The sequence below is a fragment of the Curtobacterium sp. PhB115 genome (genome assembly GCF_003752025.1).
Lineage (GTDB): Bacteria > Actinomycetota > Actinomycetes > Actinomycetales > Microbacteriaceae > Curtobacterium.
This window is the reverse complement of record NZ_RJKR01000007.1, coordinates 77336-94120: the sequence shown is the minus strand read 5'-3', so window position 1 is coordinate 94120 and position 16785 is coordinate 77336. Positions and strand designations below refer to the sequence as shown.

The following is a 16785-nucleotide window of genomic DNA, read 5'->3' as shown; positions in this document are numbered from 1 at the left end:
CCGCGCGGAGGGCTCAGACGAGTGCGTCGAGAGCGAACGCGACGCCGGATCGGGCCTCACTGGCGGCCCAGAGCCGTGCTGCCGCGGTGCGGTCGTGCGCCCGCGGCTCGGCGCGGACGACGGCGGCGGGCCCGCGGAGCTGCATCCAACCGTCCGGGCCCCAGTACTCCCCCGACCGGACGTCGGCCCCGACGGCGGCGTGGACGAGCGGCAGCGCGCCGGCGTCCTTGCCCTGGGCGTACAGGCGCTGTGCGGGCCGGGTCCACGCGGCTTCCGGTCGACTCGGTGCGACGTCCGGACGAGCCGGCGACAGCGAGTCGAGGGACAGCCCGGGGTGCGCGACGACACTCGTGACGGAGGACCCGCTGTCGGCCAGGCGCTCGGCGAGCTCGAAGCCGAAGAGCATCACGGCGAGCTTGCTGCGGGCGTACTGGCCGTAGCTCGAGTACCGGCCGACCCGGAACGCGTCGGTGGTGTCCAACCGGGCCCAGCGGTGCGCGATCGACCCGAGGTGCACGACGCGGCCGGCACGACGCTCGAGCAGCGGCAGGGTACGAGCGGTCCAGGCGAAGTGCCCGAGGTGGTTCGTGCCGATCTGCAGCTCGGTGCCCTGCACGGTCCGGCTCATCGTGGCCGAACCGACGACACCGGCGTTGTTCAGGATCGCGTCGACGCCGTCCGGTTCGAGCGCCGCGAGTTCGTCGGCCGCGGCGTGCACCGAGTCGAGGTCGGCGAGGTCGAGGTGGACGTGCCCGATCGACGCGCTGTCGACGTGTCGCCGGATGCTGCGTTCGGCCGCCGCGGCCCGATCACGGTCGCGGGTCGCGAGCACCACCCGGTGTCCGGCGGCGGCGAGCTGTTCGGCAGCGTGGTACCCGAGCCCTGCGCTCGCTCCCGTGACGACGACGGTGCGCACGGGCTCAGTTGACATGCCCGGCCGACTCCATCTGACGCAGGGCCTTCTTGAGGTCCTGGACCTCGTCGCGGAGGCGTGCGGCGAGCTCGAACTTCAGCTCGGCGGCAGCCTGCAGCATCTGGTCGTTGAGGTCGCCGATCGTGGCCTCGAGCTGGGTCGCGCCCTCGCCGGCGATGCCACCACGCTTGAGGTTCGGCGTGGGCGACCGACGCCCGTCAGCACCGGGACGACCCTGCAGCAGTGCCTTGGTGTCGTCGTTCTCGCGCTGCAGGACCTCGGTGATGTCGGCGATCTTCTTGCGGAGCGGCTGCGGGTCGATGCCGCGCTCCAGGTTGTACGCGACCTGCTTCTCGCGGCGGCGGTCCGTCTCCTCGATCGCGGTCTTCATCGAGTCCGTCATCTTGTCGGCGTACATGAGCACCTGCCCCGACACGTTGCGGGCGGCACGACCGATCGTCTGGATGAGTGAGGTCGAGGACCGGAGGAAGCCCTCCTTGTCGGCGTCGAGGATCGCCACGAGCGAGACCTCGGGCAGGTCGAGCCCTTCTCGCAGCAGGTTGATGCCGACGAGGACGTCGTAGACGCCCTGCCGCAGTTCGGTCAGGAGCTCGACGCGCTTCAGGGTGTCGACGTCGGAGTGCAGGTACCGCACCCGGACGCCGGCGTTGCCGAGGAAGTCGGTGAGTTCCTCGGCCATGCGCTTGGTGAGGGTGGTCACGAGGACGCGTTCGTCCTTGTCGACGCGCTGCGTGATCTCTTCGAGCAGGTCGTCGATCTGGCCGTCGCTCGGCTTCACCACGATCTCGGGGTCGATCAGGCCAGTCGGGCGGATGATCTGCTCGACGACGCTGTCGGTCACGCCGAGCTCGTACCGGCCCGGGGTGGCCGACAGGTAGACCTTCTGGCCGACGCGCTCGAGGAACTCCTCCCACTTCAGCGGGCGGTTGTCCATCGCGCTCGGAAGACGGAACCCGTGCTCGACCAGGGTGCGCTTGCGGGACGCGTCGCCCTCGTACATCGCACCGATCTGCGGGACCGTGACGTGCGACTCGTCGATGACGATGAGGAAGTCGTCCGGGAAGTAGTCGATGAGGCAGTGCGGCGCTTCACCCGGCCCGCGGCCGTCCATGTGCCGCGAGTAGTTCTCGATGCCCGAGCAGAAGCCGATCTGCTCCATCATCTCGATGTCGAACGTGGTGCGCATCCGGAGCCGCTGTGCCTCGAGCAGCTTGCCCTGGCCCTCGAGCTCGGCGAGCCGCTCCGCCAGTTCTTCCTTGATGGAGCTGATCGCCCGGTGCATCACGTCGGTGTCGGCGACGTAGTGCGACGCCGGGAAGATCGAGACGGCCGGCAGGTCGTCGATGACGTTGCCGGTGAGGGGGTGCAGCGAGGAGAGCGCTTCGACCTCGTCCCCGAACATCTCGATGCGGATCGCGTGCTCTTCGTACATCGGGATGATCTCGATGGTGTCGCCGCGCACCCGGAACGTGCCACGCGCGAAGTCGACGTCGTTGCGCTGGTACTGCATCGCGACGAACTTGCGGACGAGCTGGTCGCGGGAGATCGTCTGGCCGACGTGGAGCGCGACCGAGGCGTTCATGTACTGCTCGGGGGTGCCGAGGCCGTAGATGCACGAGACCGTCGAGACCACCACGGTGTCGCGTCGGCTGAGCAGCGAGTTGGTCGTCGAGTGCCGGAGCCGTTCGACCTCGGCGTTGACCGAGGAGTCCTTCTCGATGAAGGTGTCCGTCTGCGGGACGTACGCCTCGGGCTGGTAGTAGTCGTAGTACGAGACGAAGTACTCGACGGCGTTGTTCGGCATGAGACTGCGGAACTCGTTCGCGAGCTGCGCTGCGAGGGTCTTGTTGTGCGCGAGCACCAGGGTCGGCCGCTGCACCTGCTCGATGAGCCACGCGGTCGTCGCCGACTTGCCGGTACCCGTCGCCCCGAGCAGCACCACGTCGGTCTCACCGGCGTTGATGCGGCCGGCGAGCTCCGCGATCGCCGCCGGCTGGTCGCCGCTCGGCGAGTACTCGCTGATGACCTCGAACGGACGTACCGCGCGGGTCGGTTCGATCGCAACACCCATGGGGACAACGGTAGTCGGCACCCCTGACACCGCACGCTCGTGCTCGCCCACGGCGTATCGTCCGCGGCAAGCAGGCTCCAAGTCCGCTGATAGCAACCGGGCATAGCGTCCGATCCGTTCAGCAACCCGACACCTTCTCACTCCCCCGAAGAGGCCCCATGACGACGGCGACCCCCGCCGCACCGACGAAGGGCACCCCGATCCGCGGACGCATCCGCGGTCGAGTGCTCCTCCTGCTCTGCTTCATGTACGCGATCTCGTACATCGACCGCACGAACATCTCCACCGCCCTCCCGCACATCACCGAGGAGTTCGGCTTCAACGAGGCCACGGCGGGCCTCATCGTGTCCGCGTTCTCCCTGCCGTACGCCCTGCTCCAGGTCTTCGGCGGCACGATCAGCGAGAAGTTCGGCCCGCGCAAGGCGCTCTTCGTGATCACCGTCGTCTGGGGCGTCGCGACGCTGTGGACCGGCTTCGCGGTCGGCTTCTGGACCCTCTTCGCGGCCCGCGCGCTGCTCGGCCTCAGCGAGGCCGCTGCGTTCCCCACCGCGACCCAGGCCATGAGCCGCTGGATCCCGCGCGACCGCAACGGCTTCGCCCAGGGCGTCGTGCACTCGGCCGCCCGACTCGGCAACGCCCTGGCACCACTCCTCGTCGCCTGGGTGATCGGCGCGACCGGCAGCTGGCGCTGGGCGTTCTTCGCCACCGCGGTGCTCTCGTTCGCGTGGGGCATCATCTGGTTCCTCTGGTTCCGCGACAAGCCCGAGTCGACGAAGGGCATCAAGCAGGTGGAGCTGTCCGAGCTCCCGCCCGTCGAGACCCGCGCGACCCGTCCCCCGGTGCCGTGGCGTCAGATGGCGAAGCAGATCCTCCCGGTGACCTTCGTCGACTTCGGGTACGGCTGGACGCTCTGGGTGTTCCTCACCTGGCTGCCGACGTTCCTCAGCTCGACCTACGGCCTGGAGATCGGCGACTTCGCCCTGTTCACCACGCTGATCCTGCTCGCCGGCGTCGTCGGCGACACCGTCGGCGGCATGCTCAGCGACCGCATCATCCACCGTGGCGGCAACACCAGGAACGCCCGTCGCACCGTGCTGGTGATCGGCCTGGGCGGCTCGCTCGTCTGCCTGATCCCGCTCGTCATCGGGCAGGGGCTGCTCGTCGCGACGATCTCGCTGGCGCTGTCGTTCTTCTTCCTCGAGCTCTGCAACGCCAACCTGTGGGCGATCCCGATGGACGTCGCGCCACAGTGGTCCGGCACCGCCTCCGGGTTCATGAACACCGGGTTCGGCATCGCCGGCGTCGTCTCGCCGATCGTCTTCGGCCTGCTCATCGACGCCTCCGGCTGGCAGCTGCCGTTCGCACTGTCCTGCGCGCTGCTCGCGGCCGCCGCGGTCGTCGCGTGGTTCATGAAGCCGCAGCGCCTGACCTCGACGGACGGCGTGCTCGAGGTCGGCGTCCCGAAGGCCGAGCAGCACTCGGCCTGATCACGACCGCAGCCGACGGCCCGTCCCTCCGGGGACGGGCCGTCGGTCGTCCCGGCACCGGACGCGCGCCGACGGTCGTCCGCGGCACCGGACGCGCCCCGTCGGTCGTCCCGGCACCGGACGCACGCCGTCGGTCGTCCCGGCACCGGACGCGCGGCCGGCGGTGGTCGGACCCCGCCACCCACCGGCCGGGAGGCACGGGTGCAGCCCGCCCCGCGCCTCCAGGCCGACGAACGCGAACGCGACAGGTCCCCGCGGACGTCCGCAGGGACCCGTCGCGACGCCGGGAACGACCGAGCTGATCAGCGCGCGGCGCGCCGCCCCACGTCGTCGGTCTCGCCGACGAGCGCGTCATCCGGCTCCACCGGTTCTGGCGAACGCTGCGCGACCTGCGGCGCGGGCGACCCGCCAGCGACCGACGCGCGCTTCCGTGCCCGCGCCTCGCGCTGCCCGCGGGACGCCAGCGACGGGCGCCCGGTCAACGGCACGCTCAGCGGGGTCCAGCGGAACAGCTCCGTCACCGCGACGGACAGCACCACGACGAGCAGGTAGGTCACCAGCGTGAGCCACGGCTTCGGGACGACCTGCTCGAGCCAGCTGTCGCCGTACAGCAGGATCCAGATCATGAACGGGTGGCTGAGGAAGATGCCGAACGAGCGGTCCGAGCCGTAGTCGATGACCCTCGCGAGCGGGCTGCCGGGGCGCCGGCGGTCGGCCCACGAGGCGCCGATCGCCAGGAAGCCGACGAACACGGCGGCGCTCCAGACCGCCTGGACCGGCTGCAGCGGGGTCCCGGCGGCGTAGAGCGACTGCCCGAGACCGACCTGCAGCGCCCAGACGCCGAGGGTGAGCCCGCCGACCCCGGCGAACGCCCACAGCACGGCGCGACGGTGCACCCGGATGAAGCGCAGGAACGCGTCGGCGTGGTCCGCGGCGATCGCCCCGGAGACGATGAAGAAGACGTACGAGAAGAAGAACTGCTTCTGGTACCCGTGCAGCCACGCGTCACTCGCAGGGAAGTACTTGTACCCGGCGAACACCACGAGCTGCACCACCAGGGACACGACGAGGGTGGTGACGTGGTGCCCCCGCGTCGCGCGCACGAGCCACGTGATCACGGGCAGCAGCAGGTACACCTGCATCGTCACGAGCAGGAAGTACAGGTGGTACCAGGAGGTGCCCGTGACGACGCCCTCCGCGAAGGTCCGGACCAGGTCGGGCACGTCGCCCCGACGGGTGGCGTCGAGGAGCCACGACGAGCCCACGTAGACGAACGACCACGCCAGGTACGGCACGCCGACGAGCAGGAAGCGCTTCGGCCAGAACTGCGCCATCGGCCGGGGACGGAGCGTGTAGCTGTAGACCAGGACGAACGCGGTCAGCGAGAAGAAGACCAGCCGGGTGAAGTGCAGGAGCCCGAGCAGCGCGTTGAGCCCGACGTCGTCGCTGGCCACGGTGTGGCTGGTGGTGTGCACCCCGATCACGCACGCGAACGTCAGGATGCGGAGGACGTCGACCTCGTACAGGTGCCGGGGCTTCCCCTGGGCGGTCCGGGTCGGGGTCTGCTCCCCCTGCACGGCTCCGCTCACGAGGCCTGCGCCATCGTCCGGACCTTCGCGCGCTGCACCTTGCCGGTGGGGGCGCGGGGCAGGTCGGGCACGACGATGACCTCCACCGGGCGGCGGAACCGGGTCAGGCGCTCTTCGGCCCGGGCGACCAGGTCGGCGACGAGCGCGTCCGGGTCGACCGGTTCGTCCGGCTGTGGGATGACGTAGGCGATCGGGACCGCACCGAGCACGTCGTGCGGTCGGCCGACGACGACCGCCTCGAGCACCCGCGGGTCCCCGAGCAGGACGTCCTCGACCTCGGACGGGTAGACCTTCTCGCCACCGCGGTTGATGACGTCGTCGGACCGGCCGGCCAGCGAGACCCAGCCGTCGGCGGCGACGGACCCGAGGTCCCCGGTGCTCAGCCAGCCGTCGGCGTCGAACCGCTCGGCGGCCCGCCCGCCGAGGTAGCCGTGCACGATGCCCTCGCCACGGACCCAGAGCGCACCGATCTCGTCGGGACCGAGGACGCTGCCGTCCTCGCCACGGACCTGCACCTCGGACCCCACGGGGACGCCGACGGTCCCGGGTCGTGCCGGGGCGTCGAGTGGCGACGCGGTGATCTGCGACGCCCCCTCGGTCATCCCCCAGCTGACGACGAGCGGCACGTCGCCGAGCGCGGCACGCACCGGGTCGGGCAGCGGCGCCGAGGCGCTCCGGACGAACCGCAGGGTCGGCGGGAAGTCGAGCGGACCGGTCTTCGCCAGGACCGCGAGGACGGCTGGCACCGCGTTCAGCCAGGTGATCCGTCGGTCGGCGAGCAGTTCCCAGAACCCGGTCCGCCGGAACCGACGGTCGAGCACGAGGGTGGCACCGGCGACGAGCGTGGCGAGGAGGCCGACGACCTCGGCGTTCACGTGGAAGAGCGGCAGCGAGTTGAAGCCGCGGTCCTCCGCGGTCAGGCGGTTGTGCCGGGCGACGGCGCGCGCCACGAAGAGCAGCTGCGACTCGGGCAGCTCGACGCCCTTCGGCGTGCCGGTCGACCCGGAGGTGAAGAGCACGACGGAGCCCTCCCCCGGCGCGTGCGGCTGCTCGGTGGGCAAGTCGCCGTCACGGACACCGGCCGGGAGGAACGTGGCCGGGTCGATCCCGCTGGCTGGCGCTCCGGGGACGGTCGAGTCCACGTCACGGTCCGACACGACGATGGACGCCCCGCCGATCAGGTCGGCGAGCCGCCCGGGTTCGGTGGTCGGCTGTCCGGTGTCGACGGGGATCGCGCGCCGACCGGTCGCGACGGCGCTGAGGTGCACGACGGCGAAGGCGAGCGGGTCGCCGATGTCGACGAGGACCGCTCCGGAGGGGGCCACACCGATCGCGTCGAACGTCGCGGACCAGGCGGCCACCGCGTCGTCGAGCGCTCGGTAGGTCAGGACGCGCTCTGATCGGGCGTCCTCGAGGTAGGCGCGCTCCGCGTCTCCGGCCGCACGGGCGCGGATCACTGAGCGCAGATCGGGTTCAACGGGCTGCACCGGGTCAGGGTATTGCGGATTCCTATGAGCCGTCGGAGGAAGGCGTGTCCGCTGCCTCGGTGGGGAACCGGTGCAGCATCCACTGCCACAACGCCTGCATCCGGGGCGCACCGTCCGGCCCGAGCGGGGTCGTGTCCTTGATGATCAGCGAGTGCGCCTTCCCTCGACCCCGGACGTCGGTGAGGATCGCGTGCGGTTCGGCCCCGCCGAGCGGCGGCTCGGTGTCCGTGCGGAACGGGCCGTCGACGCCGTCGAGCCCGAGGACCTCCCACGAGCCGGTGATCCGCGGCCCGAAGCCGTCGCGGACGTCGTCGATCGCGTACATCCGGTCGACCGGGGTCTTGCCGGGCCTGTCCATCCACGCCGCGTGCGCCGGGCCGCGGGACTCCACCGGCGACGAGAACATCAGCGCGCCGCGGACCGACCGGATGTGCGCGATGTACGCCGCCTCCCCGCCGCCCTGCGAGTGCCCGGCGACGACGACGTCCTGCCATGCGATGTCGTCGTCGTGCCCGATGAACCGGCCCCAGCCGCCCTCGGGGTCGTGGTCGTGCAGGTACGCGATCGCGTCGCGCAGCCGGGAGACGATCGAACCGGCGGGCGACACCGAGCTGAACTCGGAGGGACGCGTGCCGTCGAACCGGTTCCGCTGGACCATGCCGTAGCAGCGGGCATCCCCTTCGCACGTGCCGGAGAGCGTCCGTCCGAGGTTCCAGTAGTCGAGGCCGAGCACGTGGTACCCGTCGGCGAGGGCTGCCCCGAGGAACCGTTGGTACTCGGCGGGACGCGACCGGGTCGCCGGCAGGAAGAGCAGCAGCGGGCCGTCGGCCGAGGTGCGCGCGGCGAAGTCGTCACGGTTCGGGGCGAGCCGTTCGCCGTTGATCGTGCCGAGGCGGAAGCGGTGGAACTCACCGTCCGGGCCGAACTCGTCACCGGACGGGGGTTCGTCGACACCGGCCGGACCGCTCGACCGCGGCCGGTCGGCGGCGGCCACCCGGCCGTGCTGCGCCACACGGTCGGCACCCAGCACGTTCGCGGCGACGAGGGCACCGCAGCCGATGGCGACGAGCACCACCGCGGCGACGATGAGCAGCAGGCGGTGCTTCATCGGGTGATCCGGGACCACACCTCGTCGGCGGAGCGGACGGTCTGCTCGAGCGTGCCGGTCGCATCGACGACGTGGTCGGCCAGTGCGAGCCGGTCGGCGTCGCTCGCCTGGGACGCGACCCGGCGCTCGGCTTCGTCGCGGGACATCCCCCGGTGCTCGACGAGGCGTTCGATCCGCTGGGCGGCCGGGGCGTCGACCACGACCACCGCGTCGAAGTGCAGCGGGCGGGACCCACGGGCCTCGGCCAGGAGCGGCACGTCGTAGACCACGACGGCGTCCGGGTCGGCGGCCTCGGCGGCGTCGAAGGCCAGCTGTGCCAGACGCCAGACCTCGGGGTGCGTGATCGCCTCGAGGTCCTTCCGCGCTGCGGGGTCCGAGAAGACGATCGCGCCGAGCGCGGGACGGTCGAGCGACCCGTCGGCGGCGATCACGGACGGCCCGAACCGCTCGGCGACCTGCGCGAGCCCGGGGCTGCCCGGCGCCACCGCATCACGGGCCAGCCGGTCCGCATCGACGACGACCGCACCGTGCTCGGCCCACCTTGCGGAGACCGTCGACTTGCCCGCGGCGATGCCGCCCGTGAGTCCGATGATGTGCACGGCAACAGGGTAACGGCCGCTGTGTCCGGAAACGCCGGAAGCCCGGCACCCTGTCAGGGGTGCCGGGCTTCCGGTCGGGACGAACCGCTCGATCAGTTGTTGGTCGAGCTGAGCTTCTCGCGGAGTGCTGCGAGCGAGGCGTCGTCGGCCAGGGGGCTCGCGCCACCCGTCTCGCCGGCGAACGACGAAGAGGACGACGACGACGACGATGCGCTGGCCGGGAGGTCGAAGCCACCCTGCGCCTCGTCGGCGATGGTCTTCGCGACCTGCGCCTTGTGGGCTTCCCAACGCGCCTGGGCGGCCGCGTACTGGCCCTCCCACTCGGTGCGCTGGGTGTCGTAGCCCTCGAGCCACTCGTTGGTCTCCGGGTCGAAGCCCTCGGGGTACTTGTAGTCACCCTTGTCGTCGTACTCGGTCGGCATGCCGTAGAGCGCCGGGTCGAACTCGTCGCTCTCCGGGTCGACGCCCTCGTTCGCCTGCTTGAGGCTGAGCGAGATGCGACGACGGTCGAGGTCGATGTCGATGATCTTGACGAAGACCTCGTCGTTGACCGACACGACCTGCTCGGCGAGCTCGACGTGCTTGTTCGACAGCTCCGAGATGTGCACGAGGCCCTCGATGCCGTCGGCCACGCGGACGAACGCACCGAACGGCACGAGCTTCGTGACCTTGCCCGGTGCGATCTGGCCGATCGCGTGGGTGCGGGCGAAGACCTGCCACGGGTCCTCCTGCGTCGCCTTGAGCGAGAGCGACACGCGCTCGCGGTCCAGGTCGACCTCGAGGATCTCGACGGTGACTTCCTGACCGACCTCGACGACCTCGCTGGCGTGCTCGATGTGCTTCCAGCTGAGCTCGGAGACGTGGACGAGACCGTCGACGCCGCCGAGGTCCACGAACGCACCGAAGTTGACGATCGAGGAGACGATGCCCTTGCGGACCTGGCCCTTGTGCAGGTTGTTGAGGAACGTGGTCCGGGACTCGGACTGCGTCTGCTCGAGGAGCGCACGGCGCGACAGGACCACGTTGTTGCGGTTCTTGTCGAGCTCGAGGATCTTCGCCTCGATCTCCTGGCCGAGGTACGGCGTGAGGTCGCGGACGCGACGGAGCTCGATGAGCGAGGCGGGGAGGAAGCCGCGGAGGCCGATGTCGACGATGAGACCGCCCTTGACGACCTCGATGACCGTCCCGGTCACGACGCCGTCGGACTCCTTGATCTTCTCGACGTCGCCCCATGCGCGCTCGTACTGCGCACGCTTCTTCGACAGGATGAGGCGGCCTTCCTTGTCCTCCTTCTGGAGAACCAGGGCCTCGACCTCGTCGCCGACCTTGACGACCTCGTTGGGGTCGACGTCGTGCTTGATCGAGAGCTCGCGCGAGGGGATGACACCCTCGGTCTTGTAACCGACGTCGAGGAGGACCTCGTCGCGGTCGATCTTCACGACGGTGCCGGAGATGAGATCACCGTCGTTGAAGAACTTCAGGGTCTTCTCGACCTCGGCCAGGAAGTCATCAGCCGAACCGATGTCGTTGATGGCGACCTGCTTAGGAGCCTTGGTCGTAGTGGTTGTCATGTAGAGATTGCTCCGAACGGACATGAGTCGGGCCGTGGCGGGCGGGGAGTCGAGCTCCCGGTGGTGCTCCGCCGTGGCGATTGATTGGGTGGCGCGGATTGCGCCGCACAAGTCTAACCGCAGCGACGGAGCCCCCACAACCGGGCGCGTCGCGGCGCGTCAGCCGAGCAGCGCACTCCGCAGGGTGTCGAGGCCGATGCTGCCGAGCGAGAGCGCACGGCGGTGGAACGACTTCAGGTCGAAGTCCGCGCCCTCCCGAGCAGCGACCTCGTCGCGGATCGACTCCCACACGCGCTGCCCGACCTTGTACGACGGAGCCTGTCCCGGCCAGCCGAAGTACCGAGCGACCTCGAACTGGACGAACGCGTCGTCCATGTTCACGTTCTGGCGCATGAAGTCGAGCGCGTACTCCCAGGTCCAGCCGCCGCCGTCGGGGTTCGTCTTCTGCAGGTGCACACCGATGTCGAGCACCACGCGGGCGGCGCGCATCCGCTGCCCGTCGAGCATGCCGAGCCGGTCGCCGTCGTCGTCGAGGAACCCGAGCTGCTCCATCAGGCGCTCGGCGTAGAGCGCCCAGCCCTCGACGTGCCCGGAGGACCCGGACAGCTGCCGACGCCAGGTGTTCAGCTCGCCGCGGTTGTAGACGCCCTGGCTGATCTGCAGGTGGTGACCGGGGACACCCTCGTGGTAGACCGTCGTCTTCTCGCGCCAGGTACCGAACTCGGTGACGCCCTGCGGCACGGACCACCACATGCGGCCGGCCCGCGAGAAGTCGTCGGACGGTCCGCTGTAGTAGATCCCGCCCTCTTGCGTGGGGGCGATCCGGCACTCGAGGCGGCGGATCGGTTCCGGGATGTCGAAGTAGGTGCCGGCCATCGCGGCGATCGAGGCGTCGCTCGTCTCCTGCATCCACCGCTGCAGGGCGTCGGTGCCGTGCAGGACACGGGCGGGGTCGGCGTCGAGGACCTCGATCGCACGGGCGACGCTCGCACCGGGCTCGATGCGGTCCGCGATGCGGCCCTGCTCGTCCTGCATGCGCCGGAGTTCCTCGAGGCCCCACTCGTACGTCTCGTCGAGGTCGACGACCGCGCCGAGGAAGCGCCGGGAGTGCAGCTCGTAGGCGTCACGGCCGACGGCGTCCACGGGCGTGGCGAGCGGGAGGAGCTCGTGCTCGAGGAACCGGCCGAACGAGCGGTACGCCGCCGACGCGACCTCGGCCCCACGGGTCAGGTCTGCTCGGAGCGAATCCGGCACGGCCGCGCCGCCGTCGAGCGCCGCGCCGTCGACGAGCTGGCGGAAGAAGCCGTCCTCGGCACCGTTGCGAGCCGCCTGCTCGGCGATGAGCGCCACCTGGCGCTTCGCGGGGGTGACGTCCTCGCGCGTGCCCTCGAGCAGCGTCTCGCGGATCCCCTCGAGCGCGTCCGGCAGGGCGTGCAGCCGGCCGGCGACGTCCCGCCAGTCCGACTCGGTGGCGGTCGGCATCAGGTCGATGATCTCGCGCACGGACTGCGCAGGGCTCGCGATCACGTTCAGGTCGCGCAGGTGCAGCTTCCGGTCGTACGACTCCTGCACGAGGTCGAGCTCGGCACCGAGGTCGGCCTTCGTCACCTGGTCGACGGCGTCCACGGCCTCCGCCGCGTCGAGCGAACGCTTCGCGGCGCGGGCGGCGTCCGCCAGCGCGGCGGCCCCCGCGGGCGAGGTGTCGCCGTACTCCCCCGTGCGTCCGGGGACGCCGATGTACGTGGCGGTCATGGGGTCGAGGTCGACGAGGGTGGTCACCCAGTCCTCGGCGACCCGGTCGACGGCGGAGGGCTGACGTGCGGGACGGTCTTCGGTCATGACGTCGACCCTACCGACCCGCCCGACGTCGGAGGGCACGCCTATCCTCGTCACCACCGGGACCGTCCGGTCAGACGAAAGGATGTTGCATGTCGGAACACATCGGACCTTGGGTCCAGGGATCGCCGTGCTGGTCGGACCTCGGGGTCCCCGACGTCACGGCGGCCCGCACGTTCTACGAGGCGGTCTTCGGGTGGCGGTTCGAGGACGGCCCGCCCGAGGCCGGCGGCTACGTCATGGCGTTCCTCGACGGGCGCACCGTCGCGGGCGTCGGACCGCTGATGACGGACGACCAGCCGCCGAGCTGGACCTCGTTCCTCGCCACCGACCAGGTCGACACGACCGCCGACGCCGTGACCGCGGCGGGCGGCACGGTGCTCACTCCCCCGTTCGACGTGATGGACGTCGGCCGGATGGCGATCGCGGCCGACCCGACCGGCGCCGTCTTCGGGCTCTGGCAGGACCGCGGGCACGAGGGCTACGGGCGCGTGAACCAGGCCGGGGCGGCGTGCTGGAACGAGGTGCACACGCGCGACGCCGACACCGCGAAGGCCTTCTACACCGAGCTGTTCGGCTGGACGTACGACGTGTTCGGCGACCCGTCGGAGCCGTACGCCTCCGCGAAGCTGCCCGGCGCGGCACCGGAGTCAGACCCGGTTGCCGGAGTGTTCGCGCCGGCCGGGGGTCTGCCGGACGGCGTGCGGGGCTACTGGCTCACCTGGTTCGGGTCGGACGACACCGACGCGACGGTCGTCGCCGCGATCGAGCACGGTGGGACGGCGCTGATGGAGCCGTACGACAGCCCGTTCGGTCGGTCAGCGATCGTCCGCGGTGCCCAGGGAGAGGTCTTCGGCGTCGTCGGGATGCCGGCGTGACCACGTGACCGGCAGGCTGGGCTGACCGCCTGACCGACGGTGCGTCCCGAGACCGGACCGGGTCTCGGGACGCACCGGGTCAGTGTGCGGCGCTCTCCCAGTTCGCGCCGAGGCCGACCGACACGTCGAGCGGGACGGTCAGCTCGGCGGCGCCGCCCATCCGGGTCCGCAGGATCTCCTCGACGCGGTCCTGCTCGCCGGGAGCGACCTCGAGGATGAGCTCGTCGTGCACCTGCAGGAGCAGGTGCGACTCGAGTCCGCCGTCGCGCAGGTCGTCGGCGACCCCGAGCATCGCGATCTTCATGATGTCTGCGGCCGAGCCCTGGATCGGCGCGTTCAGCGCAGCGCGCTCCGCGTTCTCGCGCAGCACACGGTTCGGGCTCTTCAGGTCCGGGAACGGACGACGACGACCGAAGATCGTCTCGGTGTAGCCGTCCTCGCGTGCCTGCTCGACGACGTTGCGCAGGTAGTCGCGCACCGCACCGAACCGGGCGAAGTACTCGGTCATGAGCGTGCGGGCCTCGGACTGCTCGATGCGGAGCTGCTTCGACAGGCCGAACGCACTCAACCCGTACGCCAGGCCGTACGACATCGCCTTGACCTTGGTGCGCATCTCTGCGGAGACCTCGGCCGGCTCGACACCGAACACCCGCGCGCCGACGAAGCGGTGCAGGTCCTCGCCCTCGTTGAAGGCCTGGATCAGCCCGGGGTCACCGGACAGGTGCGCCATGATGCGCATCTCGATCTGCGAGTAGTCGGCGGTGATGAGCGTCGTGTACGGCTCGGCGACGGCGAACGCCGACCGGACCCGGCGCCCGACCGCGGTCTTCACCGGGATGTTCTGCAGGTTCGGGTCGGTCGACGAGATGCGGCCGGTGCTGCTGCCGGTCTGCTCGTACCGGGTGTGGATGCGGCCGTCGACGATCGCGGCGTCGAGGGTGTCGACGATCTGGCGGAGCTTCGTGGCGTCGCGGTGCTGGAGCAGCAGGCCGAGGAACGGGTGCGGGTGCTGCTCCTGCAGGTCGGTGAGGCTCGCCGCGTCGGTGGAGAACCCGGTCTTGGTCTTGCGGGTCTTCGGCATCGCGAGCTCGGTGAACAGCACTTCCTGCAGCTGCTTCGGCGACCCGAGGTTGACCTCGTGCCCGATCTCGGCGAAGGCCTGCTGCGCGAGGTCGGCGGCACGCTCCCCCAGCTCCTTCGACAGCCCGGTGAGCACCGGGCGGTCGATGCCGACGCCGATGGTCTCCATGCCGGCGAGCACCGACACCAGGGGCAGCTCGATGTCGTCGAGCACCGTCAGCGAGGACTCGTCGAGGCGGGCCCGGAGCGCCGTGGTCACGCGGAGGACGAACCACGCGTGCACGCCGACGTTGACCGGGTCGGTCTCGGGGACGAGCTGGTTCGGGTCGGCGGTCGGCAGCTCTTCGCCGAGCTCCTGGTAGACGAGGTCGGCGAGCGGCTGTCCCTGCTTGCCCGGCTGCGCGAGCCACCCGGTGATGCGGGCGTCACCGGCGATGCCGCTCACCACGAAACCGGCGGTGGCCAGGGACTTGATCGCGGCCTTCGCGTCGTGGAAGTGCTTCGGGGCGTCGGAGGCGAACCACGCGGAGAGCTGCTCGTAGTCCTTCGCGCCGCTGCCGCCGGGGACCATGACGGCGTCGTCGTGGGTGGCGATGCCGATGGCGCTGAGCCGGCCGTCGATGACCTCGACCGCGACGCCGTAGCCGTTCGCGGCCTCGGTCGCGTTGCGTCGCTCGAGCCAGTACCCGAGCTCCTCGTCGATCAGGGTCTTCACCGGCGGCGGGGTCGGAGCGCCGTCGTCGACAGCGCCCTCGGCCGGCTGCTCGGTCGGCTCGCCGTTGCCGGCGACCTTGAACACCCGGTCGAGCAGGGTGCGGAACTGCAGCTTCGCGAAGAGGTCGCGCACCGCAGCTTCGTCGAGGGGCCGGAGCGCGACGTCGGCCGGGCCGACCGGCAGTTCGACGTCGGTGACGAGGCGGTTCAGGCGGCGGTTCCGGATCGCCCGGTCCTTCTGCTCGCGCAGGTTGTTGCCGACGACGCCCTTGATCTCGTCGGCGTGTTCGAGGACACCGTCCAGCGAGCCGTACTGGGTGATCCACTTGACGGCGGTCTTCTCGCCGACCTTGTCGATGCCGATCAGGTTGTCGCTGGTCTCGCCGACGAGGGCTGCGATGTCCGGGTACTGGTGCGGCTCGATGCCGTAGCGCTCGTACACCTTGTCGCGGTCGTAGCGGGTGAGCTCGGAGACGCCGCGGACCGAGGGGTAGAGCAGCGTCACGTCGTCGTTCACGAGCTGGATGGAGTCGCGGTCGCCGGAGACCACGTAGACCTTGTACCCCTGCTCCGACCCCTGCGAGGAGAGGGTCGCGAGGATGTCGTCGGCCTCGTAGTCCTCCTTCGTCACGGTCGTGATGCCCATCGCCTCGAGCGCCTGCTGCAGGAGCGGGATCTGGCCCTTGAACTCGGCTGGCGTCTCGGAACGGGTGCCCTTGTAGTCCTCGTACTCACGGGTGCGGAACGAGAAGCGGGAGATGTCGAACGCGACCGCGAGGTGGGTGGGCTTCTCGCGCTGCAGCAGCATGAGCAGCATCGAGATGAAGCCGTGGATGGCGTTCGTGTGCTGCCCCTCGCGATTGACGAAACTGTCGACCGGCAGGGCGTAGAAGGCCCGGAAGGCGAGCGAGTGGCCGTCGATGACCATGAGGGTAGGCTTTGCGGAGTCCGACACCCGGACAGCCTACCGACGCCATCCGACACGGGAGTTCGAGCGCGTGACCGACGAAGCCACGATCACCGGGGGCGTCGACGAGCGCCTCGCCGCCAGAGGGATGGGCGAACTCGCCGACAAGATGGGCATGGTCATCACCGAGCTCTCGGCCGAACGGGCCGTCGGCACCATCCCGGTCGAGGGCAACCGGCAGCCCGTCGGCCTGCTGCACGGCGGCGCGTTCGTCGTGCTGGCCGAGAGCCTCGGCTCGATGGCCGCCACCGTCCACGCCGGCGAGGGCCGGTACGCCGTCGGCATCGAGCTGAACGCCACGCACTCCCGCAGTGCCACGAGCGGCATCGTGACCGGCACCTGCACCGCGATCCACCTCGGCAACACGCTGACCACACACGAGATCGTGCTCACCGACGACCAGGGGCGCCGCTGCTCCACCGTCCGCATCACCAACCTCATCCGCGAGGCGCGCTGAACCCCTC

Annotated in this window: 12 protein-coding genes; 3 read left to right on the top strand and 9 right to left on the bottom strand. The window is 70.5% G+C overall.

Going from position 1 to position 16785, the window contains the following annotated elements; genetic code table 11:
• Positions 1-13: 13 nt before the first annotated feature.
• Complete coding sequence (locus tag EDF19_RS09945; RefSeq protein WP_123680746.1) at positions 14-931, bottom strand: SDR family NAD(P)-dependent oxidoreductase; 918 nt, start codon at positions 929-931, stop codon at positions 14-16.
• On the bottom strand, positions 921-2993 hold the full coding sequence (gene uvrB / locus EDF19_RS09940; RefSeq protein WP_123680999.1) for an excinuclease ABC subunit UvrB: 2073 nt from the start codon (positions 2991-2993) through the stop codon (positions 921-923). Before uvrB ends, EDF19_RS09945 begins: the two co-directional genes overlap by 11 nt.
• A 170-nt stretch (positions 2994-3163) precedes the next feature.
• On the opposite strand from uvrB, the gene EDF19_RS09935 reads away from it, so the two are divergent.
• Positions 3164-4492, top strand: a complete 1329-nt coding sequence (locus EDF19_RS09935; protein ID WP_123680745.1) for an MFS transporter — start codon at positions 3164-3166, stop codon at positions 4490-4492.
• Positions 4493-4794: 302 nt separating this feature from the next.
• Here EDF19_RS09935 and EDF19_RS09930 read toward each other — a convergent pair whose 3' ends face one another.
• The 6 genes from EDF19_RS09930 to EDF19_RS09905 form a co-directional block, all read right to left on the bottom strand.
• Complete coding sequence (locus tag EDF19_RS09930; RefSeq protein WP_123680744.1) at positions 4795-6081, bottom strand: acyltransferase; 1287 nt, start codon at positions 6079-6081, stop codon at positions 4795-4797.
• Positions 6078-7568 carry a class I adenylate-forming enzyme family protein gene (locus tag EDF19_RS09925; RefSeq protein ID WP_185022776.1) on the bottom strand — a complete coding sequence of 497 codons (1491 nt, stop codon included), beginning with the start codon at positions 7566-7568 and terminating at the stop codon, positions 6078-6080. Before EDF19_RS09925 ends, EDF19_RS09930 begins: the two co-directional genes overlap by 4 nt.
• 22 nt (positions 7569-7590) lie before the next feature.
• Positions 7591-8676, bottom strand: a complete 1086-nt coding sequence (locus tag EDF19_RS09920) for a BPSS1187 family protein (RefSeq protein WP_123680742.1) — start codon at positions 8674-8676, stop codon at positions 7591-7593.
• On the bottom strand, positions 8673-9275 hold the full coding sequence (gene coaE / locus EDF19_RS09915) for a dephospho-CoA kinase (RefSeq protein ID WP_123680741.1): 603 nt from the start codon (positions 9273-9275) through the stop codon (positions 8673-8675). The genes EDF19_RS09920 and coaE overlap by 4 nt, the downstream gene beginning before the upstream one ends.
• Positions 9276-9367: 92 nt before the next feature.
• Positions 9368-10846: a 30S ribosomal protein S1 gene (gene rpsA, locus EDF19_RS09910; RefSeq protein WP_123680740.1), complete on the bottom strand. Its 1479-nt coding sequence runs from the start codon at positions 10844-10846 to the stop codon at positions 9368-9370.
• A 159-nt stretch (positions 10847-11005) separates the two neighbouring features.
• On the bottom strand, positions 11006-12685 hold the full coding sequence (locus EDF19_RS09905; protein ID WP_123680998.1) for a DUF885 domain-containing protein: 1680 nt from the start codon (positions 12683-12685) through the stop codon (positions 11006-11008).
• 89 nt (positions 12686-12774) lie between these two features.
• Between EDF19_RS09905 and EDF19_RS09900 the strand changes: the two genes are divergently transcribed.
• On the top strand, positions 12775-13560 hold the full coding sequence (locus EDF19_RS09900) for a VOC family protein (RefSeq protein WP_123680739.1): 786 nt from the start codon (positions 12775-12777) through the stop codon (positions 13558-13560).
• 79 nt (positions 13561-13639) lie between these two features.
• Here EDF19_RS09900 and polA read toward each other — a convergent pair whose 3' ends face one another.
• A complete protein-coding gene (polA, locus tag EDF19_RS09895; protein ID WP_260217080.1) occupies positions 13640-16282 on the bottom strand; it encodes a DNA polymerase I in 2643 nt (880 codons plus the stop codon).
• Positions 16283-16409: 127 nt separating this feature from the next.
• Here polA and EDF19_RS09890 point away from each other — a divergent pair, with 127 nt between their 5' ends.
• Positions 16410-16778, top strand: coding sequence for a hotdog fold thioesterase (locus EDF19_RS09890; RefSeq protein ID WP_123680997.1), 369 nt, complete (start codon positions 16410-16412; stop codon positions 16776-16778).
• The last annotated feature ends 7 nt before the right edge of the window (positions 16779-16785 follow it).

Excerpts from the sequence above, each read along its gene's own strand:
- EDF19_RS09920 (WP_123680742.1), bottom strand. The coding sequence starts at position 8,676 with ATGAAGCACCGCCTGCTGCTCATCGTCGCCGCGGTGGTGCTCGTCGCC.
- EDF19_RS09900 (WP_123680739.1), top strand. The coding sequence starts at position 12,775 with ATGTCGGAACACATCGGACCTTGGGTCCAGGGATCGCCGTGCTGGTCG.
- EDF19_RS09905 (WP_123680998.1), bottom strand. The coding sequence starts at position 12,685 with ATGACCGAAGACCGTCCCGCACGTCAGCCCTCCGCCGTCGACCGGGTC.
- polA (WP_260217080.1), bottom strand. The coding sequence starts at position 16,282 with ATGGTCATCGACGGCCACTCGCTCGCCTTCCGGGCCTTCTACGCCCTG.
- rpsA (WP_123680740.1), bottom strand. The coding sequence starts at position 10,846 with ATGACAACCACTACGACCAAGGCTCCTAAGCAGGTCGCCATCAACGAC.
- EDF19_RS09890 (WP_123680997.1), top strand. The coding sequence starts at position 16,410 with ATGGGCGAACTCGCCGACAAGATGGGCATGGTCATCACCGAGCTCTCG.
- EDF19_RS09935 (WP_123680745.1), top strand. The coding sequence starts at position 3,164 with ATGACGACGGCGACCCCCGCCGCACCGACGAAGGGCACCCCGATCCGC.
- EDF19_RS09945 (WP_123680746.1), bottom strand. The coding sequence starts at position 931 with ATGTCAACTGAGCCCGTGCGCACCGTCGTCGTCACGGGAGCGAGCGCA.